Genomic DNA, 21,898 nt, shown 5'->3' on the forward strand with positions numbered 1-21,898 from the left:
CCCGGCCCGCGTCGGCCAGCGCCCGCGCCTGCCGCGCCCGCACCGCCACCACGCCCGGCCAGTCCGCCCGCGCCTCCAGGGCGTCGGCGACCCCGGCGAAGGCGGCCGCGGCCTCCTCCGACCGGCCCTGCCGCTGATACCGGCGGGCGCGGTCCAGAAGCTCCCCGGTATCGGTCCGCATCGCCATGATCACCTCCGTGCCGGGACACACCGTACCGGTCAGGTGACCGCGGCGGCACCCCCGTCGCCGACCTCGACGCGGGTGTCGTGGAACACCGGGCCGTCACCGAGGTCGGTCAGGTCGCCGCCGGTGACGGCGTTGACGTTCGCGCCGCCCGACAGCTTGGCCCACAACCCCTTCGCCGAGGCCGCCACGCCCGGCCGCACCGCGTCGCTGACCTCCAGGACCGCCTCGAACGCGCCCCGGTCGTTGTGGACCCGCACCCGCTGTCCGTCCGCGAGCCCGCGCGCCGCCGCGTCGTCCGGATGCAGCCGCACCACCGGGCCGCCGGAGCGGCGGCGCAGCTCGGGGTTGTTGCCGAAGACGGTGTTGAGGAAGTGGTGCGACGCCGCCGACACCAGCGCCAGCGGGTAGCGCTCCGCGCGTTCGGGATCGGCGACCTCGGCGGGCGGGACGTACCCGGGCAGCGGGTCGTGCCCCTCGCGCGCCGCCCGCTCCGACCGGAACTCCAGCCTCCCCGACGGCGTCGGGAACCCCTCCGCGTACGGCACGAACGGGTCGGGCACCGAAAGCCGCACGAACCCCTCCTTGCGCAGCCGGTCCAGCGTGATCCCCGCCATCCACGGATGGCCGGACGACAGCGCCTGCTCGGCCAGCTCCTCGTCGGAGTCGAACAGCGCGGGCTCGGTCAGCCCCATCCTCCGCGCCAGCCGCCGGAACGTCTCGGTCGACGGCAGGCACTCGCCGGGCGGCGCGACCGCGGGCTGGTTGCACGCCAGGTACAGGTGCCCGTAGCCGTCGTTGAGGTCGAAGTGCTCGTGCTGCATCGTCGCGGGCAGCACGATGTCGGCGTAGTCCACGGTGTCGGTCGGGAACTGCTCCAGCACCACCGTGAACAGGTCCTCGCGCGCCAGCCCCCGCCGGATCCTGTCCTGGTCGGGGGAGCTGCCCACCGGGTTGGCCGCGATGACGAACAGCGCCTTGACCGGCGGATCGCCCGCCTCCAGCAGCGTGTCGCCGATCCGGCTCATCGTCAGCGTCCGCACCGGCCGCCTCCGCAGGTCGTCGCGGTACAGCGCCGCGCGGTCCAGCTTCATGTGCGCCGAGGTGGAGAACGACAGGCCGCCGCCCCGCAGCGCCCAGTCCCCGGTCACCCCCGGGACGCAGGCCAGCGTCCGCAGCGCGGTCCCGCCTCCGGCGTGCCGCTGCAACCCCTGGGTGGCGCGGATCGCCGTGGGCCTGGTCCGCGCGATCCGCTCCCCGAGCGCCACGATCCGCTCGGCCGGCACACCGGTGATCGACGCGACGGTTTCGGGCGGGAACTCCGCGATCCGCTCCCGGAACTCCTCCCACCCCAGCGTGTGCGCGGCGAGGTACCCCTCGTCCTGCGCGCCGAGCCCGACGATCACGTTGAGCAGCCCCATCGCCAGCGCCGCGTCGGTGCCGGGCAGCGGCGCCAGGTGCTCGTCGGCCTGCTGGGCGCTGCGGGTCCGCACCGGGTCGATCGCGACGACGTGCGCGCCGTTCCTCCGCGCGGCCTGCACGAACTTCCACACATGGTGCCCGCTGGTCAGCGGGTTGGTGCCCCACAGCAGGATCAGCCCGGCGTGCGCCAGGTCCTCGGGGTCCAGGCCCGCCGGCGACCCGACGGTGTACTTCAGCCCGGCGCTCCCGGCCGACGAGCAGATGTTGGCGTGGTGGTCCGACGCGCCCAGCACGTTGAACAGCCGCCGCCCCGGCAGGCCCTCCAGCCCCTGCAGGTAGCCGAGCGTCCCGGTGCCCCAGTACGGCCAGACCGCCTCCCCGCCGTGCTCGGCGACCACGCCCTCCAGCCGCGCGGCGATCTCGTCCAGGGCCTCGTCCCAGGAGATCCGCTCGAACCGCCCCTCGCCCTTGCGCCCGACCCGCCGCAGCGGGTACAGCAGCCGGTCGTCCTGCCCGGCCCGCTCCAGCCACCGGCTGACCTTCGTGCACAGCGCGCCCCGCGTGTACGGATGGTCGGGGTTGCCGCGCAGCCCCACGGCCCGCCCGTCACGGACGGTCACCACCCACGAGCAGCCGTCCGGGCAGTCCAGGGGGCAGGCCCCCAGCACCTTCAGCTCAGGGCTCGTCTTCTCCTGGGACAGGGACACCTCGACCTCCACGAATCCGCCGCGAACACCCAGTCTGCTGCATAAAGCCAGGAGTCTCACGCTGAGACGGACATTACGCGGGGACGGCCCCCGCCCCCGGCGCCCCGCACTAGGCTTACGGGGGCCGTTGAGGACGACGAAGAGGGAGCACCCGGTGGCGGGCGAGGACACGTTCGAGATCGAGTTCCGTAGCGACGTGGTGGTCGAACTGATCAAGTCGGCGGCCTCGGACGCCGACGTGCTGTGGGCGGCCCGGGTGTCCACCAAGGGCGAGAACTCCCTGGCCGAGATCGAGGCCGACCCCGAACGCTCCAAGGGCCTGATCAACTACCTGATGCGGGACCGGCACGGCACGCCGTTCGAGCACTCCACGATGACCTTCTACGTGAAGGCCCCGATCTTCGTGTTCCGCGAGGCGATGCGGCACCGCACCTTCTCCTTCAACGAGGAGAGCGGCCGGTACCGCAAGCTGGACCCGGTCTTCTACGTGCCCGGACCGGACCGCAAGCTCGTCCAGGAGGGCAAGCCCGGCAAGTACCACTTCGTCGAGGGAACGCCCGAGCAGCACAAGCTGGTGACCGAGGCCACCCAGGAGAGCTACCGGCAGTCCTACAGGGCGTACCTGGAGATGCTGGAGGCGGGCGTGGCCCGCGAGGTCGCCCGCACCGTCCTGCCGGTCGGCCTGTACTCCTCGATGTACGTCACCGGCAACGCCCGCGCCCTGATGAACTTCCTGTCCCTGCGGACCAAGCGGGAGGACTCCACGTTCCCCTCCTTCCCGCAGCGCGAGATCGAGATGGTCGCCGAGCGGATGGAGGAGGAGTGGGCGGCCCTGATGCCCCTCACCCACGCCGCCTTCGAGGCCAACGGCCGCGTCTGCCCGTAACCCCCCGCCGGAGCGTCGACCCGTTGGACGTGAGGCGTGTCACTGTGGCCGATGGGGTCTGGGCGGGAGAGGGGTGGTCGGTCAGGGTGGGGAGTCATGGCTGACATCACGATTCCCGTCGGGGACCGGCGGGTGCCCGGCTACCTCGCCGTGCCCACGGGGGAGGGGCCCTGGCCCGCCGTGGTCGTCCTGTTCGAGGCGATGGGCTACACCCGCGACATGCGCGACCAGTGCGACCGGCTCGCCGAGCGCGGCTATCTGGCGGTGCTGCCCGACCTGTACGGCGGACGACCCTGGATCAGGTGCGTGCGCAAGGCGATGCGGGACATGCTCGCCCAGCGGGGGTCGACGTTCGAGGCCATCGACGCGACGCGGGCGTGGCTGGCCGGACGCGACGACTGCACCGGCCGCGTCGGTGTGATCGGGTTCTGCATGGGCGGCGGGTTCGCGCTGGTCGCCGCCGCCCGGTACGACTTCCAGGCCGCGGCCGTCAACTACGGGATCCTGCCGCGGGACGCCGAACGGGCCCTGGAAGGGACCTGCCCGATCGTGGCGAACTACGGCGGCCGGGACCGCACGCTGCGCAACGCGGCCCGCAGGCTGCGGCACACGCTGACCGTGCTGGACGTCACGCACGACGTGAAGGAGTACCCCGAGTCGGGGCACTCGTTCCTGACGAATCCGGAGATCCCTCGCGCCTACTCCCCGATCGCCAAGATCGTGTTCGGGATCGGGACGGGCCGCGAGCACGCCGCGGACGCCTGGGAGCGCATCTTCGCCTTCTTCGGCGAGCATCTCGCCCAGAAAAAATCTACAACGTAAAGGCGCTCACCCGGGTCCGTCGCGGAACGGCGGCGCCTCGACCGGCGGCCAGCAGGGAAGCGTCGGGCGGTCCGACGCCTCGGTGATCGTCGCGCGCCGGGTCGCCCAGCGGCTTCCCGCGCGCACGATCTCGGGTCGTCGGTGCGGGGCGGGCCAGATCTGGAGCAGGTACCCGTCGACCGGGACGTCCGAGACCTCGGGGGCGGCGTCGGCGCCGCGCACGTGGTAGCGGAGGCGGTAGGCGCCGTATCCGGCGGGCAGCGGCGGGAGCGGGTATGTCGCGTCCCCGAGCGCGGTGAGGCGGGTGTGCCCCGTGGTGGCGCGGTGGGGGAGCTCCGCGATGTCCTGGTAGGTCTGGTCGGCTCCGGGGTCGTCGGGGGACACGACGACCGTCAGCCGGACCGGGCCCTGGTGCGACGCCGTCCACAGCACGGTCGCGCCGGGGACGCCGTGGGACAGGCCGTTCCCGGCGGCGTCCGGTGGGATCGGGATGATGTCGGCCGGTTCCCGGCCGGAGTCCAGCAGGTGGAACTGCCCGGCGCGGATCGGGAGGGTGAACGTCAGGGTCTCCCGGCGGGCGGTGGCGCGGCGGTCGGGGGCCAGGTCCTCGGGGAGCGGGCCGGTCCAGCCCGCCTCGGCCAGTCCCGCGGTGAACTCCTCGTCGGTGAGCCGTGCGGCGCGGTCGGCGAGGCCGGGGATATCGCCGGGCTCGGGCGGCTCGTAGGTGACCACCGCCATGATCATGTAGGTGCCGGAGGTGTCGGCGGGTGCGTTCCAGGACTGCACCTCGCGGGTGCCGCATCCGGGGCAGGTGGTCTCCTGCCGGTTGCGGGTCCCGCCGGAAGGTTCGGGGACCGTGCTGGTGGGGCGCAGCGACGGTTCCTCGGGGAGGGGGTGGCCGCGTGCGGCGCACTCGCGGACGATGAGCACGGCGGCGACGTCCTCGCGGGTGGGTGGCGTTCCGGTCGGGTGGCCGGTCATCGCGGGGTCGCCAGGATCCGGCGGCCGTACTCCGGGGTGATCAGGTCGGCGAGGACGGGGTCGGCCAGCAGGACGACGGGGGCGATGTGGTGTTCGCTCACCGGGCGCCACAGCGGCAGGGCCGCCGCCAGGTTGGGCCAGGCGCCGTCCATCAGGAGTCGTCTGCGTTCCCGGGCGAACGGTTCGGTCACCTGGAACGCCGGATCCGCCGCGAGCCCGTCCACGACCGCGCGGATCGCGCGGTCGAAGTCCGGCGGGCCGAACGCGGGGCGGAAGCCGGGGTCGGCCAGCCGTGCCTGGTGGTCGGCGATGAGCAGCCGCACCGGCTCCGGAGCGTCCCGCATGAGGGTCCGCAGGACCGAGAAGCCGTGCGGCGGCAGGGTCCGTTCCGCGGCGAACAGCAGGGGGAGCAGCTCCGCCTCGAACAGCGGGTCCTCGAAGATCCAGCCGGCCTCGTGCGCGGGGAGCAGGAGCCCGTCCAGGGGGCGGTGCCCGTCTTCGTGGAGGAAGGCCGTCATCTGGACGCGCAGCAGCCCGGCGCGCTCGACGCCGTAGCCGTCGGCCTCCTCCAGGGCCTTCAGCGGCCCGTCGACCTGTCCCGCCAGGGCGTCGCGCCGGGCCTGCTCGACCCGCGCGGTCCAGTGGTCGCGGGTCTCTCCCCGAGGCTTGCGCAGGCGGTGGAAGGAGGCGTACTCGTGCCGCATCATCTCGGCGAACGAGCCGTGGTGGTGCGGCGGCCCGCCCGACCAGCTCGACAGCCGGTAGGCCGCCCACTCGCCGTGTTCGTCCACGTCCTCGGGGTCGAGGAACATCACCGTGGCGTCGCCCTCCAGGGAGATCTGGAGAGCCCGTTCGAGCAGCGGCGTCACCCGCTCCTCGTCGTCCTCGAACGCCTCGTCATAAGCCTCGCCGTAGTCCTCGATCCACGTGCGGTCCATGTCGCGCAGCCAGCCGATCCCGTCGGCGCCGGCGAGCCGGTGGACGAACTCCCCGGCCCGCCGCCACCCGTCGGTGACGGCCAGGAACTCGCGGAACGACGGCGGCAGCGTCCGGCCGATCCGCCGTTCGGCCGCCGCGATCCGAGGCTCGTCCGCGGGCGCGAACCCGAGCCACCGGTCCCGGATCACCTCGGGGTCCACCCACTCGGCGTCGTCGGGGCCGATCGTCGACACCCACTCGCGGCTCCACCGCTCCAGGAACGGCCGCCACTGCCCGCGCTTCATCGCACCCCTCCGGTCCGTCGTGGCGTCCACTCCAGCAGACGGGTCCGACGTTTCCGGCGGGTCAGCCGCCCGAGACCGACGGCAGGATGTACACCTCAGCGTCGGGGACCAGCGGCGTCGCCAGCAGTGCCAGGTCGCGGATGTTGGCGGCGCCGACGAAGACGTTGACGTGCGGGCGCAGCACGCCCCGTTCGTCGCGGACGCGGCGTTCCACGGCGGGCAGCACGGCGGCCAGGGCGTCGAGCAGGTCGCCGACCGTGGCGTTCCCGGGGACCTCCAGCGGGACGGCCGGGCGCGCGCCCGCGATGTCGCGCAGCGCTCCCGGCAGCCGGACCGTGACGGTCATGCGGCCGGCGGGACCGGTCACAGCACCGCCGCCCGCAGGCACAGCACGTCGGGCAGGTGCCGCACGATCTCGGTCCACGACTCGCCCTCGTCGCGGCTGGCGTACACGCAGCCGTCGCGGGTGCCGAAGTACAGGCCCGCCGGGTCGGCGGCGTCGGTGCAGAACGCGTCGCGCAGCACCGAGGCGTGGCACGGCTCCGCGGGCAGTCCCTCGGTGAGCGACCGCCAGGTTTCGCCCGCGTCGTCGGAGCGGCAGACCTGGTAGTGGTGTCCGGCGGGGGCGCGGTCCTCGTCGGAGTTGAGCGGCAGTACGTAGACGGTGTCGGGCCGGTGCGGGTGGACCAGCAGGGGGAATCCGAAGTCGGCGGGCAGGCCCTCGTCGATGCGGGTCCAGGACTCCCCGTCGTCGTCGCTGCGGTAGACGCCGCCGTGGTGTTGCAGGAACAGCCGGCGCGGGGCGTCGGGGTGGAAGTCGACCTTGTGGACGCACTGCCCGTACTCGGGGTAGGGGTCCTCGGGCAGGAAGTCGGCGCGGATGCCCCGGTTGCGGGGCTCCCAGGTGTCGCCGCCGTCGGTGGTGCGGTAGACGCCGCCGGTGGAGATCGCGACGACGAGGGTGTTCGGGTCGTTGGGGTGCGGCAGGACCGTGTGCAGGCACAGCCCGCCGCCGCCGGGGTGCCACAGCGGGCGGTGCGGGTGGTCCCACAACCCCTCGACCAGGGAGAACGTGCGCCCGCCGTCCTCGGAGCGGAACAGCGCCGCCGGTTCCACGCCCGCGTACACCACGTCGGGCTGGGTGGGGGAGAAGCGCAGCTGCCAGATGTCGTTCAGGGAGGCCTCGGTGGAGGGCGGGAACGCGACCGGCGCGGCGTCGTCCTCCCCGGCGGGCTCGCTCCAGGTGCGGCCGTGGTCGCGCGACTCCACCAGCGAGACACCCCAGAACGGGCTGTGGACCGCGGCGAGGATCCGGCCGTCGGCCGGGTCGACGGCGGCGGCGGTGACCGGCGTGGAGGGGAACGCGACCGGCGCGACCTCCCACTCGGCGCGGCCCCGGCGGCTGCGGGCGGTGAACAGCCCCTTGCGGGTTCCGATGACGAGGACGACGTCGTCCATGGTGTCTCTCCGGGTGGGCGGGACGCGGTCCCGGCCATCGTCGCACGGTGCCGGGAAGGCCGCCGTGCGACTCGCGCAAGGGTCCGGGACGGGATCGGTGAAACCCTGCCGAAGGGGCATCGGCCGGGCGTGTCCTTTACCTCCCGGGTCATCGTCTTCGTGACGTCGGTGCCGATAGCGTCTGCGGCGTGACAGCGATGACGACCGCGACGGTGACGACCTCCCTCGGTGACGTGCGACCGGTGGGCGAGCAGCTGCGGGCCTGGCGGCAGCGCCGCCGCCTCAGCCAGCTGGAGCTGGCCTCCACGGCCGACGTGTCCACCCGGCACCTGAGCTTCGTGGAGACCGGCCGGTCGGCGCCCAGCCGGGAGATGGTGCTCAGGCTGGCCGAACACCTGGAGGTCCCGTTGCGCGACCGCAACCTGCTGCTGGTCGCGGCCGGGTACGCGCCGGTGTACGCCGAGACCCCGATGGAGGAGCCCCGGATGGACGCGGTGCGCACGGCGTTGCGGCAGGTCCTGAACGGGCATGAGCCCTACCCGGCCGTCGTGGTGGACCGGTTCTGGAACCTCATCGACGCCAACGGCGCGGCGACGCTGTTCCTGGAGGGCGCGGCCCCGCACCTGCTGGAGCCGCCGGTGAACGTGCTGCGCCTCAGCCTGCACCCCGAGGGCATGGCCCGCAACATCGTCAACCTGGCGCAGTGGCGCGCCCACATGGTGGACCGGGTGCGGCGGCACGTGGCGCTCACCGCCGACGCCTCGCTGGCCGCGCTCTACCGGGAGCTGCGCGACTACCCGGCGGCGGGGCCGGTGGCCGAGGCGTTCGCGCCGCCGACCGGCAACGAGGTGCTGGTGCCGCTGCGGGTGCGGGCGGGGGAGGCGGAGCTGTCGTTCTTCAGCACGATCGCCACGTTCGGGACCCCGGTCGACATCACGGTGGCGGAGCTGGCGATCGAGTCGTTCCTGCCCGCCGACGAGACGACCGCGGCGTTCCTGCGCCGGCGCGCGGCGGGTGAGGACGGGGCGGCCGGTCCCCCGGTCGCGGCGCCGTGATAGACAGCTGAGCCGAACCGCGTTCGGGGAGGGCCGATGAAGATCACGGGGAACCTGCAGCACCAGGCGTGGCGGGAGAAGGTGCTCCCGCCGGTGGAGCAGGTGCGGCCCGGGCTGTGGTCGATCCCCGTCCCGCTGCCCGACAACCCCCTGCGCTACGTGCTGGTCTACGGGCTGGAGCTGCCCGACGGCATCGCGCTGGTGGACGCCGGATGGGACACCCCCGAGGCGTGGCGGGCGCTGTGCGGCGGGCTCGGCACCGCCGGGTACGCGATCACCGACGTGAAGGCGGTGCTGGTCACCCATCTGCACCCCGACCACTACGGGCTGGCCGGGCGGGTGCGGGAGACGTCGGGCGCGTGGGTGGCGCTGCACCCGGCCGACGCGGGCCTGCTGCGCGAACGCTACCGGGACTTCGACGGCCTGATCGCCGCGATCGGGCGGCAGATGACGCTGCACGGCGTGCCCGAGGCCGAGGCCGGGCCGCTGGCCGAGGCGTCGCGCGCCGTGCTGCCGCTGGTCCGCCACACCGATCCCGAGCTGCTGCTGGAGGACGGCGAGCAGGTGCCGCTGCCGGGCTGGAACCTGCGCACCGTGTGGACGCCCGGCCACTCGCCCGGCCACGTGTGCTTCTTCGAGCCGGACCGGCGGGTGCTGCTGTCGGGTGACCACGTGCTGCCCCGCATCACCCCGGCGATCACCGTGCACCCGCAGCAGCGGCACAACCCGCTCGCCGACTTCTACGACTCCCTGGACAAGGTGCGCGGGCTGGACGCCGAGGAGGTGCTGCCCGCGCACGAGTACCGTTTCGCCGGGCTGGCCGACCGGGTCGCCGACCTGGCCGCCCACCACACCGCGCGGCTCGACGAGATCGCGCTGGCGGTGGTGCGGGCCGGCGCCGACGGCGTGACCGCCTGGGATCTGGCGCGGCGGCTGGCCTGGTCGCGGCCGTGGGAGGAGATCCGGCCGTTCATGCGCCGCACCGCGATGCTGGAGACCCTGGCACACCTGGTGATGCTGGAGGCGCAGGGCCGGGTGAACGCGGTGGGCGGCGGCCCGCCGCTCCGGTGGCGCGCGGTGCCCGTTCCACCCTGAGCGCCTCCCGCCCCGAGCCCGTTCCGCCCTGTGCCCTCCCTGTCCCGGCGGCGGTCCGGGGAGGGCGGTCCCGACCTGCCCGCGCCGCAGGCCGGGACCGGTCCGGTGGTCCCGGCGGTCAGAGCCGGGACGGGCTGGCGGGCACGGACGGCACGGCCAGCTTGTCCGCCTCCAGCAGGTCGTGGTGGACGCGTTCCAGCGGCATCCCGAGACGCTGCAGCTCGCCCACCGTCCGCCGGATCATGTCGGCGGGGCCGGAGACGTAGGCGTCGTGCCCGTCCCAGTCGTGGAGGCGTTCCAGCACGTCGGACACCGGCCCCCGCGGGCCGTCGGAGTCCGGCTCGTCCGACAGCACCGGCACCACCCGCAGCGAGGGGTAGGAGGACTCCAGCAGCCGGAGGTCCGGCAGGTCGTACAGGTCCCGTTCGGTGCGGGCCCCCACCACCAGGTGGACGTCGCGTCGCCGTCCCGCCATGATGACCTGCTCGGCGATGGCCTTCAGCGGTGACAGGCCGGTGCCGCCCGCCACCAGCAGCAGGTCGCGGTCGCCGTCGGGGTCGAGGGTCATGGTGCCCATCGCCGGGCCGAGCGACACGGTGTCGCCCTGGCGGGTGTGCCGCACCAGCGCGCCGCTCACCCAGCCCCCGGGGACGGCCCGCACGTGCAGCCGCAGCAGCCCGTCCGAGCGCGGCGCGTTGGCGATCGAGTAGGGCCGCCACACCCTCGGCCACCGCGCGGTCTGCACGGTGACGTACTGCCCGGCCCGGTACGGCAGCGGCTGTGCGGTCCGCAGCGTGAGCACCGCCAGGTCGGGGGTGCGGCGGTCATGCTCGACCACCTCGGCCACCCACCAGGGCGGCGACTGCGCGGCGTCCTGCTCGGCCGACTCGACCATGATGGCCGCGGCGGTCCGGTAGGCCTCCCGCCAGGCCGCCTCCGCCTCGGGCGTCCACTCGTCCGCGGCGAACCTGCGCAGCGTGGCGATCAGCGCGTCGCCCACGGCCGGGTAGTGCTCGCGCAGCACCCCGAACTTGCGGTGGTCGCGGCCCAGCTGGCCGAGATAGGCCGACAGCGTCTCCGGGCTGTCCAGGCTCCACACGATCCTGGTGAGCGCGTGGAACAGCCGGTCGCGTTGCAGGTCCATCGCGGGCGGGAACAGCGCCCGCAGTCGGGGATTCTCGGCGAAAAGACGGCCGTAGAAATAGGCGGTCGCCTTTTCGCCGTCGGGCTCGATCCGGTTGAAACTCTCTTTGACGATTCGGGGTTCCAAGGACATAGGCCAAGCTCGCCCCCCTGGCAATTGTGGGCCGGCCCCGACGTCCCCCGGCGTCTCCGATCGCCCTCGGGGTGCCCGACTCGGTGTGATTCTCGCACCCAAAGTCCCTGGTACTCAACCGTTTCTCAACAACCCGCACACAGCCATGCGAAGGGTAATCGACTCATGATTCTCCGTAATCACCGATAGTCGGCGAAGGATAAATATACTTACCAGTATCCGCTGGCGGGGTGCGATGTGCCGATGATCGGTCCGGAATGTGAACGGAGGTCACCGGCGGGTCGCGGCGGATTTTTGACTCGCCCTGATGAGATCGTGTGTGCGGTCAGTCAAGGTGGAGGAGGATCCTCAACCCGAGAGGAAGAATTCTCAATTCTCGGGGCCGGGGGCGCGGCCGCGGGCCGGCGCGGACCGGTGCGAGGAGGGGCGGACCGGGGCGCGTCCGGAAGGCCGGTACTTGGAGCGATCTATCCGCTTCCGCCCGCGTGAGCCCGGACCGTGCGGCAAGCTGACCGGTATCAGGCCAGGGGAGGGGCTGTCCGAAACCCGGGAATGGGCGGGGACGGTGGACCGTGGCCGGCGTACGGCAGGAGGGGAAGGCATGCAAGAGGAGACCCGCGGGGGAGCGGTGCCGCTCATCGGCGTCACCACCTACCTCGAGCCGGCCCGCTGGGGGAGCTGGGTGCGGGAGGCGGCGCTGCTTCCGGCGCCCTACGTGCGCATGGTGGAACGGGCCGGGGGAGCGCCGGTCCTGCTGCCGCCGACCGGCGGGCTGCGCGGCGTGGACCGGGTGGTCGCGGGGCTGGACGGCATCGTGTTCGCGGGCGGTGGCGACCTGGACCCGCAGCTGTACGGCGCGGCCCGGCACGCCGAGACCGGGCCGCCGCAGCCGCAGCGCGACCGGTTCGAGATCGCGCTGCTGCGCGCGGCGGTGGCGGCCGACCTGCCGTTCCTGGCGATCTGCCGGGGCATGCAGGTGCTGAACGTGGCGCGCGGCGGCGACCTGATCCAGCACCTGCCCGACGTGGTCGGCCACCAGGGGCACCGGCCCACCGAGGGGAAGATGGGCGCGCACCGGGTGCGGATCGGCGGCGCCAGCCTGCTCGGCAAGATCATGGGGGAGGTCGCCGACGTGCCGACCTACCACCACCAGGCGGTGGGGAGGCTGGGCAAGGGCCTGGCCGCGGTCGCCTGGGCCGACGACCAGGTGGTGGAGGCCGTGGAGCTGCAGGGCCACCGGTTCGGGCTGGGCGTGCAGTGGCACCCGGAGGAGAGCGACGACCGGCGGCTGTTCGACGCCCTGGTCGCCGAGTCCGCCGGACGCTGACCCCGGGCCGCCGGCACCCCCGGATTGATCGACGCGTTGGTGGGAAATGTCGTGGACGATCCTTTTGTCGCTCCGGGGAGGTCGTCGCATGGCGTTGCACCCGCAGACCGTGGAGTTCCTGCGGCAGCTGCGCGCCTGGACGGCGACCGGCGAGCCCGAGCCGACGATCGAGGAGACCCGCCGGCGGCTGGAGGCGGTGTTCCCGGTGCGCCGCCGGGAACTGCCCCACGTGGCCGACCTGACCGTGCCGGGTGCGGCCGGGCCCGTTCCGGTGCGCCTGTACCGCCCCCGCCCGCTGGACGGCGCGCCGCTGCCCGCGCTGGTCTACCTGCACGGTGGCGGCTGGGTGCTGGGAGGCCTGGAGAGCGTGGACGTGCCCTGCCGCGAACTGGCGGCCCGGGTGGGCTGCGCGGTCGTCAGCGTGGACTACCGGCTGGCCCCCGAGCACCCGTTCCCGGCGGCGGTCGAGGACGCCTGGGCGGCGGTGGCCGCCGTGACCGGGGACCCCGGGCGGTTCGGGGCCGACCCCGCGGCGGTCGCGGTCGCCGGGGACAGCGCGGGCGGCAACCTGGCCGCCGTGGTCGCGCTGCTGGCCCGCGAGCGCGGCGTCCGCCTGGCGCACCAGCTGCTGGTCTACCCGGTCACCGACACCGCGCGCTCCACCCCCAGCTGGCGCGAGTACGCCGAGGGCTACGGCCTGGACGCGGCGGCGATGGCCCGCTTCATGGAGATGTACCGCGGGAGCGCCGACCCGGCCGACCCCCGGCTGGCCCCGCTGCGCGCCGCCGACCTGTCCGGCCTGGCCCCCGCCACGGTGATCACCGCCGAGTGCGACATCCTGCGCGACGAGGGCGAGGAGTACGCGCGGCGGCTGGCCGCCGCCGGGGTGCCCGTCGAGTCGCGCCGCTACGACGGGGTGGTGCACTCGTTCTTCCTGATGCCGGAGACCTTCGACGCCGGTGCCGAGGCGTGGGAACTGGCTGTGCGACGATTGCGCGCGGCGTTCCGGTCGATCACCGGGCCCGCGCGCGAGGACGCGGCCTGACCGCCCCGCGGGGCGAGGCGGCCGGGACCGGGAGCGCGCGACGAGGGAGGGCGGCGCCGCCGAGGCGCCCCGGAAGGGTGCGGGAGACAGCGATGAACAACGCCACCGGAGACTCCAGGTACGACTCCTACCAGCGGCTCAGGCTGGACTGGGCCGCGCCGGGCGTGCTGCGGGTCACCCTCTCCACGCCCGGGAGGCTGAACGCGGTGGACACCGTCGGGCACGGCGAGCTGGCCCGGATCTGGCGGGACGCCGACGCCGACGAGGCGGTGCGCGCGGTGCTGGTGCGGGGCGAGGGCACGGCGTTCTCGGCGGGCGGCGACCTGGCCATGATCGAGGAGATGATGGCCGACCACGCGGTGCGCTCGCGGATCTGGCGCGAGGCCCGCGACATCGTGATGAACGTGATCGACTGCTCCAAGCCGGTGGTCAGCGCGATCCAGGGCCCGGCGGTCGGCGCGGGCCTGGCGGTGGCGCTGCTGGCCGACATCTCGGTGGCGGGCCGCACCGCGAAGATCATCGACGGGCACACCCGGCTCGGCGTCGCCGCCGGGGACCACGCCGCCATCGTCTGGCCGCTGCTGTGCGGCATGGCCAAGGCCAAGTACCACCTGCTGCTGTGCGAGGCGCTGACCGGCGAGGAGGCCGAACGCATCGGCCTGGTCAGCGTGTGCGTGGACGACGACCGGGTGCACGAGCGCGCCCTGGAGGTCGCCGTGCGCCTCGCCGAGGGCGCGGCCGAGGCGATCCGGTTCACCAAGCACGCCCTCAACAACTGGCTGCGCCTGGCGGGCCCGAGCTTCGACGCCTCGCTGGCGCTGGAGTTCCTCGGTTTCAGCGGCCCCGACGTGCGCGAGGGCGTGACGGCCCTGCGCGAGAAGCGCCCGCCGAAGTTCCGCTGACGGCCCGGCCCGGCGGCCCGGATCAGCCGAAGCGCTTGCGCAGCGCCCCCAGCCCGATGGCGTAGATGGCGGTGCGCAGCGTCTTCTCCATCGCCTCCTCGTCGCCGGCGTCGGCCGAGAAGTCGCTCCACCACTCCACGAACGCCTGGTCGGTGTCGGTCACCGGGGCGACGCGCAGCCGCCCGCGCGCGCCGCGGATCGGCAGCGGGGCCTCCAGGGTGTCGTACCAGTAGGAGCTGCCGGCGTCGTCCAGGCCCGCCAGCCGCTCGCGGAAGACCGTGCCGTTGGGCCCGATGACGCGGCGCACGCAGCCGATCCGGTCGGCCGGGCCGCCGTCCTCGATCGCGACGGTCTCCACGCCCGGCATCCACTCGGCGAGGTTGCCGAAGTCCCGCAGGTAGGCCCAGACCTGGTCGGCGGGGGTGTTGAGCACGGCACTGGCGTAGGACCTGGGCATGGGCGCCCTCCTCGGCGTCGCGGGGTGGTGATCGACGACCCCCATGCTGCTCCAGGCGGTGTGATCTGGGCAACACCGGGCCCTTGACCCGACCGAATCACGTTCGGGAGGATGCGGGCATGCTGCTCGGCGACCTCGCCCACCGGGGCGCGACCCTGTGGCCGGACCGCACCGCGTTCGCCTGGGACGGGCGCGGCCGCACCTACCGCGAGCCGCGCGAACGCGTCCTGCGCTGGCGGCGGCTGCTGGCCGGCGAGGGAGTGCGGCACGGCGACCGGATCGCGCTGCTCACCGTGACCGCCCCCGAGGCGATCGAGACTGCGTTCGCCGCATCCCTTCTCGGCGCCTCCAAACGGCTCCGCTGGTACGGGCTGGTCGAGACGATCCCGCGCAACCACCCCGGCAAGATCCTCGAACGGGGGCTGCGGGCCGCCCACGATCCGGCCACGGCCGTCCGGCTGCCCGAGTCGGGCGGGTAACGTTCCCCCATGTCCCTGTCCCGCCGCGCGTTCCTGCTGCTCACCGCCGGTGCGGCGGCGGGCTGCGCCGGCGGTGGCGGCGACGCCGCGCCGCTGCGGCTGGCCACCGGCCCGGCGGGCGGCCCCTACGGCGTGCTCGGCGACCGGCTGGCGGCCGAGCTGCGCCGCGCCGGGCGCCGCGTCCAGGTCGTCCCGACGGCGGCCAGCGTGGCGAACCTGGAACTGCTGGCGACCGGCCGCGCCGACCTGGGGTTCGCGCTGGCCGACAGCGCCGACGACGCGGTGCGGCTGCACCGCCGCCCCATCGCCGCGCTGGCCCGCGTGTACCTCAACTACGTGCACCTGGTGGTCCCGGCCGACTCGCCGGTGCGGGCCCCGGCCGACCTGGCGGGCCGCCCGGTCTCGATCGGCGCGCAGGGGTCGGGGACCTCCGTCACCGCCGGGCGGGTGCTGGCCTCGGCCGGGCTGCGGGAGCCCGCGCGGACGCTGCGGCTCGGCCTGGACGACTCGCTGGCCGCGCTGCGGCAGGGGCGGATCGCGGCGTTCTTCTGGTCCGGCGGGGTGCCCACGGCGGCGCTGGACGCGTTCGCCCGCCACACCCCGGTGCGGCTGGTGCCGCTCGACCGGTTGGTGGCGCCGCTGCGCCGCGCCTACGGCGCGGTCTACGAGAGCGCGACGGTGCCCGCCCGCTCCTACGGGGCCGGGGCGCCGGTGGCGACCATCGGCACCGCCAGCTACCTGCTGTGCCGGGCGGACCTGCCCGGCCGCGACGCCCACGCGGTGACCGAGCTGCTGTTCGCCCGCCGGGACCGGCTGCAGGCGCCCGACGCGCCCGGCGGGCGGCTCGACCGGCGGTACGCCATCGGCACCGGTACGGTGCCGCTGCATCCGGGCGCGGCCCGCTACTACCGTTCGGTCTACGGCTGATCCCGCGGCCGACCCTAGGGCTGAGGGGCCAGCCGCAGCTCCACCACCAGCCCGCGCGGATCGCCCGGCAGCAGCTCCAGCTCGGCGCCGCTGGCGCGGGCCAGCTCGGCGGCGATCGCCAGGCCCAGCCCGCTGCCGGGGACGTTGGCGTGCGCGCCGGACCGCCAGAACCGGTGGACCGCGGCGGCGCGCTCCTCCTCCGGCAGTCCCGGCCCGTCGTCGGCGATCCGCAGCGTCGTGCCCTCCAGCGACACGGCGACGGTGCCGCCCTCGGGGACGAACTTCCCGGCGTTGTCCAGGGCGATGTCGGCGATCCGCGCCACCGCCTCGGGCACCGCCAGCACCCGGCGCTCGGCGGGCAGGTCGGCGGTGAGCGTCAGCCCCCTGGCGGCGTACACCTCGCGCCAGCCCGCCAGCCGGGGCTCCAGCTCGGCGACCACCTCCACCTCCCGCGCGATCGCCCCGGCCTCCACGCGCGCCAGCGCCAGCAGGTCGTCCACCAGCGCCGCCAGCCGGTCCACCTCGGCGAACGCCTCCTCGTACTCGGCCTCGCCCGCCGCGTCCAGATGGGGTTGCAGGTTCTCCAGCCGCAGCGACAGCACCGTCAGCGGGGTGCGCAGCTCGTGGGAGGCGTCGGCGACGAACGCCCGCTGCCGCTCGATCGCGGCCGACACCGCGTCGGCCATCGCGTTGAACCGCTCCTCCAGCCGCCGCAGCTCCGCCGGGCCGCCCGCCGACGCCCGCGCCTCCATCCGGCCCTCGGTCAGCTCCCGGGTGGTGCGGTCCAGCTCGCTCACCGGCCGCAGGATCCAGCCCGCCAGCCGCCGCGCCACCAGCACCGACCCGGCCAGCGCCACCAGCGCGACGGCGGCCAGCGCCGCCCACACCAGCGCCACGTCCCGCCGCGCCCGCGCCGTGGGGGCCTGCACCAGCACCGCCCCCGCCACCTGCGCGTCGCGCCCGGCGGGCTCGGCGACCAGCACCGACGGCGGCCCGAACGGCGTCACCGTCGGCAGCTGCTCGGTGGTGCGGCCCGACAGCGCCCGCCGCGCCGCCTCCCGGTCGTCGCCGGTCAGCGTCCCGCCCGCCGCGACCACCCGGCCGTCGCGGTCGCGGATCCGCACCGCCGCGCCGTACAGCCCGGCGTACCGGGTGACCTCGGCCGACAGCGGCGTCCAGTCCGCCTCGCGCGCCGCCCGGTCGGCGAGCTCGGCGAAGCGGGTGGCGTCGGCGCGCCGGTCCAGCAGCAGCCGCCCGGTGCGGTGCGAGGCGTAGGCCCAGCCCAGCGGCACCGCCAGCCCCGCGATGACCAGCGCGATCAACGTCGTGAACGTCACGACCAGCCGGAACCTCATGCGGTACCGATCATGACGGTTCCGGGACCCCCAGCCGGTACCCGGTCCCGCGCAGCGTCTCCACCAGCCCCGGCCGCCCGGTCTTGGACCGCAGCCCCGCCACGTGCACGTCCAGCGACCGCGACGCCGACAGCAGCGGATCGCCCCACACCGCGTCCAGGATCTCCTCGCGCCCGCGCACCACGCCGGGCTCGCGCGCCAGGAACGCCAGCACGTCGAACTCGCGCCGGGTCAGCGTCACCTCCCGGCCCGCGACCGTCACCCGGCGGGACTCCAGGTCCACGCGCACGTCCCCGACCGTCACCACCTGCGGCCGGGCGGGCAGCGCCCGGGTGCCGCGCCGCACCACCGCCTCCATCCGCGCCATCAGCTCGCTCGTCCGGAACGGCTTGACCAGGTAGTCGTCGGCGCCCGACCGCAGCCCGCGCAGCACGTCGCGCTCCCCGGTCCGGGCCGTCACCACGATGATCGGCACGGTGGACACCTGGCGGACCCGGCGCAGCGCGTCCAGGCCGTCGCCGTCGGGCAGCCCCAGATCCAGCAGCACGAAGTCGACGCCCCCCGCCAGGCGGAGGGCGTCGACGGCGAGCCCGGCCCGCACGACCTGGTGGCCGTGCCGGGTCAGGGCGGTGGTGAGGGCCGACGCCAGACGGTCGTCGTCCTCGACCAGCAGCACACGCATGCGGGCCAGACTAGACGCGTTCGGGCACCGGCTCGGCCGCCTCCTCGCGCCGCGACAGCGCCGCGTCCCGGGTCTCGCGCATGAACACGTAGACCACCAGCGACACCGCCGCGCACCCGGCGACGTACCAGTAGAAGCCCGACTCGATCCCGGAGTCCTTGAACCACAGCGCCACGTACTCGGCGGTGCCGCCGAACAGCGCGTTGGCGATCGCGTACGGCAGCGCCACGCCCAGCGCCCGCACGTGGGTGGGGAACATCTCGGCCTTCACCACCGCGTTGATCGAGGTGTAGCCGGTGACGATCACCAGCCCGGCCAGCGACAGCAGCAGCGCGCCGGCGAAGCCCTCGACGTTCGACAGCGCCGTCATCAGCGGCACGGTGCCCAGCGTCGCGCCGATCCCGAACGCGATCAGCAGCGGGCGGCGGCCGATCCGGTCCGACAGCGCCCCGGCCAGCGGCTGCAGCAGCATGAAGATGAACAGCGCGCAGAAGCTGACCACCGACGCGGTGGTCTTGGGCAGCCCGGCGGTGTTGGACAGGTACTTGGTCAGGTAGGTGGTGTAGGTGTAGTACGCCAGTGTGCCGCCCATGGTCAGGGCGATGACCAGCACGAACTCCCGCTTGTGCTGGAGCAGCGCGCGCAGGGTGCCGCGCTGCTGGGCGCCGGTCTCGGCGGCCTTCTCGTCGTAGGCCTCGGTCTCCATGAGGTTGCGGCGCAGCCAGAACACCACGGCGGCGCCCAGCGCGCCGATGATGAACGGGATCCGCCAGCCGTAGGAGTGCAGCGCCTCCTCGCTCATCGTGCGCTGCAGGATGATCTGCAGGCCCAGGCCGAGCAGCTGACCGGCGGTCATGGAGACGTACTGGAAGCTGGAGGCGAAGCCGCGCTTGCCCGGCGGGGTCGCCTCGGTGAGGTAGGTGGCGCTGGCGGCGTACTCGCCGCCGACCGACAGCCCCTGCATGAGCCGCGCGACCAGCAGCACCACCGCGCCGAAGTAGCCGACCGACCCGTAGGTCGGGGCGATGGCGATCAGCAGGGCGCTGCCCGACATCAGCATGACCGTCGCCGTCAGCGCCGCCTTGCGGCCCCTGCGGTCGGCGAACCGGCCCAGCAGCCAGCCGCCGATCGGCCGCATGAAGAACCCGACCGCGAAGATCCCGGCGGTGTTCAGCAGCTGCGCGGTGGGGTTCCCCTTGGGGAAGAAGGAGGCGGCGAAGTAGGTGGCGAAGCTGGCGTAGACGAACCAGTCGTACCACTCGACCATGTTGCCGACCGAGCCGCCGAGGATCGCCCGCCATGGCGTGCGCGCGGTCTTGTTCACCGTCGTCACTGGACCTCCTACCGAGTCGTTGCAGGCAGGAGCTTCGCGGTGACTCAGGTCACCGTCCAGAAGGGAGGCCGGTTATCTAACCTGCCGTTAACACAGGGGCAACGCGAGGCTGAGGGCGCGTGGCCGCCCGTCCGTGGAGCGCGCCCCCGGTGACCAGCGGCGGTGATTTTCGGCGGTAACGAGATACGTCAATGCCATGGCCGAATATGTCCGGGCCGTTCGGCGAACGGCGCATTCCGCCGCGGACACCGCCGGAACGCGGAATTCAAACTGGCCCTTTCGTTCTATTCTCCGGGGCGGCGGTTAGTGCGCGGGGCCCTGTCGGGCGGTGTCGGCCGGTTGGCATGCTCGGGGCCGTCCAGCCCCGCTGGCGGAACCCCCCGCCCGCGTCTGTCGATCTCGAAAGAGATGCGCATGCACCGGATGATCGCCACCGCCGTCGTCGTCTCCGCCTCCGCCGCCCTGTTCCCGGCGGCCCCCGCCACCGCCGCGGCCTCCGCCCCGAAGGCCGCGCCGAAGGCCGCTCCCAGCGTCGTCGCCGCTCCCGAGGTCACGTCCGCCGCCTGCAAGAAGCCCTGCAACCGCAAGATCGTCAACGACTACCCCTACAAGACGAGTTCCTGGCACAAGGCCGACCCGTGGAACTTCTTCCGCCGCGAGTGCGTGTCCTTCGCCGCCTGGCGGGTCCGCAAGCGGCTCGGCCTCAACTTCCACAACCACTACCGGGGCGTCAAGTGGGGGAACGCCAACAACTGGGACAACGCCGCCCGCCGGGCCCGCGTCAAGGTGAACCGCAGCCCGAAGGTCGGCGCCATCGCCCAGTGGAACAGCGGGAGGTTCGGCCACGTGGCCTACGTGGCCCGGGTCAACGGTTCGACCATCCTCGTCGAGGAGTACAACAAGGGCGGGACCCACAGCTACACCACCCGGACGATCAAGCGCAGCAGCGTGCACAACTACATCCACTTCTAAAGGGCGGAAAGACGCCGCCGGTTCCCTGACCGGCGGCGTCTCCGTTTTTCCCGGGTCCTCTAGTAGGACTTCGGCAGTCCCAGTTCGTGCTGGGCGATGTGGGCCAGCACCAGTTCCTCGGCGACCGGGATGTTCTTGGCGATGCGCGCGTCGCGGAACATCCGCGCCACCGGGTACTCCAGCGAGTACGCCATGCCGCCGTGGGCCTGGAACGCCCGGTCGGCCGCCTGCCAGGCCGCGTCGGCGGCGGTCAGCTTGGCGATGTTGGCCTCCGAGCCGCACGGGCGGCCCCGGTCCCACAGCCAGGCGGCCTTGTAGGTCATCAGCCGGGCCAGCTCCACCTGCGCCTTGATCCGGGCGAGCGGGAACGCGACCGCCTGGTGGGCCCCGATCGGCGTGCCGAACGGCGCGCGCTCGCCGGCGTAGTCCACGGCGACCCGCAGGACCAGTTCGCCGAACCCGACGCCGCTGGCCGCCGCCAGGACGCGTTCGGGGTTGAGGATGTCCCACAGCACCGCGAAGCCCTGGTCGGCCGCGCCGAGCACGCGGTCGGCCGGGACCCGCACCCCGTCCAGGAACACCATGCTGGACGCCACGGTGTTGGTGCCCAGCTTGGGGATCGGCCGGTAGGTGAGGGTGCCGTCGGCGACGGCCTGCTTGACGTCCACCAGCAGCACCGTGAAGCCGTTGGTGCGCGGGCGGGCCTCGGCCGCCGGGATGGTGCGGGTGACCAGCACCAGGAAGTCGGCCCGCTCCACCCCGGAGATCCAGATCTTCTGCCCGCTCACCACGTAGTGGTCGCCGTCGCGGCGGGCCTGGGTGGTGATGTTGATGGAGTTGCTGCCCGCGTCGGGCTCGGTGATGGCGAAGCAGGTCTCCAGCTCCCCGGAGGCGATCTTCGGCAGGAACTCCCGCCGCTGCTCCTCGGTCCCGTGCCGGGTGATGGTCAGCCCGCCGAACGCCGGGGTCAGCAGGTACATGAACGAGGCCGCGCCGCCCGCGCCCCCGGCCGCCAGGCTCTCCAGCGCCACCGCCAGCTCCAGCAGGCCCTGGCCCGCGCCGCCGTGCTCCTCGGGGATGGCGAGGCTGTGCCAGCCGCCCGCGACCAGCTCCCGCCAGACCTCCTCGGGCCAGCGGTGGTCGGCGTCGCACCGGCTCCAGTACTCCTGGTCGTATTTGCGGGCAATGGCCTGCACGCCCTCGCGCACCGCGAGCGCGCTCTCGGGCAGGTCGAAGTCCACCTCGCGCCTCCTCAGAACGTCGGTCAGGGCCACCGTAGCGGATGGGGTAAGTGGACACTGACGCCGGTC

Annotated in this window: 22 protein-coding genes; 10 read left to right on the forward strand and 12 right to left on the reverse strand. The window is 73.9% G+C overall.

The genetic code is table 11. From position 1 onward, the window contains the following. Together AKI01S_RS26315 and AKI01S_RS26320 are read right to left on the reverse strand one after the other, a co-directional pair. A partial coding sequence (locus AKI01S_RS26315) for a hypothetical protein (protein ID WP_157420163.1) occupies positions 1–187 on the reverse strand: 187 nt, incomplete at its 3' end. Between the two features lie 32 nt (positions 188–219). Next, complete coding sequence (locus AKI01S_RS26320) at positions 220–2,313, reverse strand: molybdopterin-containing oxidoreductase family protein (RefSeq protein ID WP_245681783.1); 2,094 nt, start codon at positions 2,311–2,313, stop codon at positions 220–222. Positions 2,314–2,467: 154 nt separating this feature from the next. Here AKI01S_RS26320 and thyX point away from each other — a divergent pair, with 154 nt between their 5' ends. Beyond that, positions 2,468–3,199, forward strand: a complete 732-nt coding sequence (gene thyX, locus AKI01S_RS26325) for an FAD-dependent thymidylate synthase (protein ID WP_067823577.1) — start codon at positions 2,468–2,470, stop codon at positions 3,197–3,199. Between the two features lie 96 nt (positions 3,200–3,295). Next, positions 3,296–4,021 (forward strand): dienelactone hydrolase family protein, encoded by a 726-nt coding sequence (locus tag AKI01S_RS26330; protein ID WP_067823580.1) that lies wholly within the window; start codon positions 3,296–3,298, stop codon positions 4,019–4,021. Between the two features lie 6 nt (positions 4,022–4,027). On the opposite strand, the gene AKI01S_RS26335 is transcribed toward AKI01S_RS26330, so the two are convergent. The 4 genes from AKI01S_RS26335 to AKI01S_RS26350 form a co-directional block, all read right to left on the reverse strand. Further along, a complete protein-coding gene (locus AKI01S_RS26335) occupies positions 4,028–5,002 on the reverse strand; it encodes a hypothetical protein (RefSeq protein WP_067823584.1) in 975 nt (324 codons plus the stop codon). Beyond that, positions 4,999–6,225: an SMI1/KNR4 family protein gene (locus AKI01S_RS26340; RefSeq protein ID WP_067823587.1), complete on the reverse strand. Its 1,227-nt coding sequence runs from the start codon at positions 6,223–6,225 to the stop codon at positions 4,999–5,001. Before AKI01S_RS26340 ends, AKI01S_RS26335 begins: the two co-directional genes overlap by 4 nt. 61 nt (positions 6,226–6,286) lie before the next feature. After that, the gene (locus tag AKI01S_RS26345; RefSeq protein WP_067823632.1) at positions 6,287–6,571 is read right to left on the reverse strand and encodes a ubiquitin-like small modifier protein 1; all 285 of its coding nucleotides are present in this window, start codon (positions 6,569–6,571) and stop codon (positions 6,287–6,289) included. Positions 6,572–6,588: 17 nt separating this feature from the next. Further along, positions 6,589–7,683, reverse strand: coding sequence for a WD40/YVTN/BNR-like repeat-containing protein (locus tag AKI01S_RS26350; RefSeq protein WP_067823590.1), 1,095 nt, complete (start codon positions 7,681–7,683; stop codon positions 6,589–6,591). Between the two features lie 197 nt (positions 7,684–7,880). Between AKI01S_RS26350 and AKI01S_RS26355 the strand changes: the two genes are divergently transcribed. Continuing rightward, entirely contained in the window at positions 7,881–8,738 is an 858-nt protein-coding gene (locus tag AKI01S_RS26355; RefSeq protein ID WP_067823593.1) for a helix-turn-helix domain-containing protein, read from the forward strand. 36 nt (positions 8,739–8,774) lie between these two features. After that, positions 8,775–9,833, forward strand: coding sequence for an MBL fold metallo-hydrolase (locus AKI01S_RS26360; protein WP_067823596.1), 1,059 nt, complete (start codon positions 8,775–8,777; stop codon positions 9,831–9,833). 118 nt (positions 9,834–9,951) lie between these two features. Here AKI01S_RS26360 and AKI01S_RS26365 read toward each other — a convergent pair whose 3' ends face one another. After that, the gene (locus tag AKI01S_RS26365; protein ID WP_084000275.1) at positions 9,952–11,109 is read right to left on the reverse strand and encodes a globin domain-containing protein; all 1,158 of its coding nucleotides are present in this window, start codon (positions 11,107–11,109) and stop codon (positions 9,952–9,954) included. A 601-nt stretch (positions 11,110–11,710) separates the two neighbouring features. Between AKI01S_RS26365 and AKI01S_RS26370 the strand changes: the two genes are divergently transcribed. The 3 genes from AKI01S_RS26370 to AKI01S_RS26380 all read left to right on the forward strand — a co-directional run bounded on the left by AKI01S_RS26370 (position 11,711) and on the right by AKI01S_RS26380 (position 14,383). Continuing rightward, on the forward strand, positions 11,711–12,436 hold the full coding sequence (locus AKI01S_RS26370) for a gamma-glutamyl-gamma-aminobutyrate hydrolase family protein (protein WP_067823602.1): 726 nt from the start codon (positions 11,711–11,713) through the stop codon (positions 12,434–12,436). 88 nt (positions 12,437–12,524) lie between these two features. After that, on the forward strand, positions 12,525–13,481 hold the full coding sequence (locus AKI01S_RS26375; protein WP_067823605.1) for an alpha/beta hydrolase: 957 nt from the start codon (positions 12,525–12,527) through the stop codon (positions 13,479–13,481). Between the two features lie 92 nt (positions 13,482–13,573). Beyond that, positions 13,574–14,383 (forward strand): enoyl-CoA hydratase/isomerase family protein, encoded by an 810-nt coding sequence (locus AKI01S_RS26380; RefSeq protein WP_067823608.1) that lies wholly within the window; start codon positions 13,574–13,576, stop codon positions 14,381–14,383. A gap of 22 nt (positions 14,384–14,405) precedes the next feature. On the opposite strand, the gene AKI01S_RS26385 is transcribed toward AKI01S_RS26380, so the two are convergent. After that, complete coding sequence (locus AKI01S_RS26385; RefSeq protein WP_067823611.1) at positions 14,406–14,840, reverse strand: SRPBCC family protein; 435 nt, start codon at positions 14,838–14,840, stop codon at positions 14,406–14,408. A 119-nt stretch (positions 14,841–14,959) separates the two neighbouring features. Here AKI01S_RS26385 and AKI01S_RS26390 point away from each other — a divergent pair, with 119 nt between their 5' ends. Then, on the forward strand, positions 14,960–15,319 hold the full coding sequence (locus tag AKI01S_RS26390; RefSeq protein WP_067823614.1) for an AMP-binding protein: 360 nt from the start codon (positions 14,960–14,962) through the stop codon (positions 15,317–15,319). A 9-nt stretch (positions 15,320–15,328) separates the two neighbouring features. After that, positions 15,329–16,246, forward strand: a complete 918-nt coding sequence (locus AKI01S_RS26395) for a TAXI family TRAP transporter solute-binding subunit (RefSeq protein WP_067823617.1) — start codon at positions 15,329–15,331, stop codon at positions 16,244–16,246. A gap of 14 nt (positions 16,247–16,260) precedes the next feature. Here the strand turns inward: AKI01S_RS26395 and AKI01S_RS26400 are convergent, their stop codons facing one another. Genes AKI01S_RS26400 through AKI01S_RS26410 form a run of 3 tightly spaced genes read right to left on the reverse strand, consistent with a single transcriptional unit; the run spans position 16,261 to position 19,616 of the window. Next, positions 16,261–17,601: a sensor histidine kinase gene (locus tag AKI01S_RS26400; RefSeq protein ID WP_067823620.1), complete on the reverse strand. Its 1,341-nt coding sequence runs from the start codon at positions 17,599–17,601 to the stop codon at positions 16,261–16,263. Between the two features lie 10 nt (positions 17,602–17,611). Next, the gene (locus AKI01S_RS26405) at positions 17,612–18,283 is read right to left on the reverse strand and encodes a response regulator transcription factor (RefSeq protein ID WP_067823623.1); all 672 of its coding nucleotides are present in this window, start codon (positions 18,281–18,283) and stop codon (positions 17,612–17,614) included. A 10-nt stretch (positions 18,284–18,293) separates the two neighbouring features. Next, positions 18,294–19,616 carry an MFS transporter gene (locus AKI01S_RS26410; protein WP_245681784.1) on the reverse strand — a complete coding sequence of 441 codons (1,323 nt, stop codon included), beginning with the start codon at positions 19,614–19,616 and terminating at the stop codon, positions 18,294–18,296. Between the two features lie 414 nt (positions 19,617–20,030). Between AKI01S_RS26410 and AKI01S_RS26415 the strand changes: the two genes are divergently transcribed. Beyond that, entirely contained in the window at positions 20,031–20,588 is a 558-nt protein-coding gene (locus tag AKI01S_RS26415) for a CHAP domain-containing protein (protein ID WP_067823626.1), read from the forward strand. A gap of 59 nt (positions 20,589–20,647) precedes the next feature. Here the strand turns inward: AKI01S_RS26415 and AKI01S_RS26420 are convergent, their stop codons facing one another. After that, the gene (locus AKI01S_RS26420) at positions 20,648–21,829 is read right to left on the reverse strand and encodes an acyl-CoA dehydrogenase family protein (RefSeq protein WP_067823638.1); all 1,182 of its coding nucleotides are present in this window, start codon (positions 21,827–21,829) and stop codon (positions 20,648–20,650) included. Positions 21,830–21,898: the final 69 nt, after the last annotated feature.

This window comes from Actinomadura kijaniata NBRC 14229, from assembly GCF_001552175.1.
Classification (GTDB): Bacteria; Actinomycetota; Actinomycetes; order Streptosporangiales; family Streptosporangiaceae; genus Spirillospora; species Spirillospora kijaniata.

Excerpts from the sequence above, each read along its gene's own strand:
- AKI01S_RS26390 (WP_067823614.1), top strand. The coding sequence starts at position 14,960 with ATGCTGCTCGGCGACCTCGCCCACCGGGGCGCGACCCTGTGGCCGGAC.
- AKI01S_RS26395 (WP_067823617.1), top strand. The coding sequence starts at position 15,329 with ATGTCCCTGTCCCGCCGCGCGTTCCTGCTGCTCACCGCCGGTGCGGCG.
- AKI01S_RS26340 (WP_067823587.1), bottom strand. The coding sequence starts at position 6,225 with ATGAAGCGCGGGCAGTGGCGGCCGTTCCTGGAGCGGTGGAGCCGCGAG.
- AKI01S_RS26355 (WP_067823593.1), top strand. The coding sequence starts at position 7,881 with ATGACGACCGCGACGGTGACGACCTCCCTCGGTGACGTGCGACCGGTG.
- AKI01S_RS26360 (WP_067823596.1), top strand. The coding sequence starts at position 8,775 with ATGAAGATCACGGGGAACCTGCAGCACCAGGCGTGGCGGGAGAAGGTG.
- AKI01S_RS26375 (WP_067823605.1), top strand. The coding sequence starts at position 12,525 with ATGGCGTTGCACCCGCAGACCGTGGAGTTCCTGCGGCAGCTGCGCGCC.
- AKI01S_RS26345 (WP_067823632.1), bottom strand. The coding sequence starts at position 6,571 with ATGACCGTCACGGTCCGGCTGCCGGGAGCGCTGCGCGACATCGCGGGC.
- AKI01S_RS26400 (WP_067823620.1), bottom strand. The coding sequence starts at position 17,601 with ATGAGGTTCCGGCTGGTCGTGACGTTCACGACGTTGATCGCGCTGGTC.
- AKI01S_RS26415 (WP_067823626.1), top strand. The coding sequence starts at position 20,031 with ATGCACCGGATGATCGCCACCGCCGTCGTCGTCTCCGCCTCCGCCGCC.
- AKI01S_RS26350 (WP_067823590.1), bottom strand. The coding sequence starts at position 7,683 with ATGGACGACGTCGTCCTCGTCATCGGAACCCGCAAGGGGCTGTTCACC.
- AKI01S_RS26335 (WP_067823584.1), bottom strand. The coding sequence starts at position 5,002 with ATGACCGGCCACCCGACCGGAACGCCACCCACCCGCGAGGACGTCGCC.
- AKI01S_RS26385 (WP_067823611.1), bottom strand. The coding sequence starts at position 14,840 with ATGCCCAGGTCCTACGCCAGTGCCGTGCTCAACACCCCCGCCGACCAG.
- AKI01S_RS26365 (WP_084000275.1), bottom strand. The coding sequence starts at position 11,109 with ATGTCCTTGGAACCCCGAATCGTCAAAGAGAGTTTCAACCGGATCGAG.
- AKI01S_RS26370 (WP_067823602.1), top strand. The coding sequence starts at position 11,711 with ATGCAAGAGGAGACCCGCGGGGGAGCGGTGCCGCTCATCGGCGTCACC.
- AKI01S_RS26330 (WP_067823580.1), top strand. The coding sequence starts at position 3,296 with ATGGCTGACATCACGATTCCCGTCGGGGACCGGCGGGTGCCCGGCTAC.
- AKI01S_RS26380 (WP_067823608.1), top strand. The coding sequence starts at position 13,574 with ATGAACAACGCCACCGGAGACTCCAGGTACGACTCCTACCAGCGGCTC.
- AKI01S_RS26405 (WP_067823623.1), bottom strand. The coding sequence starts at position 18,283 with ATGCGTGTGCTGCTGGTCGAGGACGACGACCGTCTGGCGTCGGCCCTC.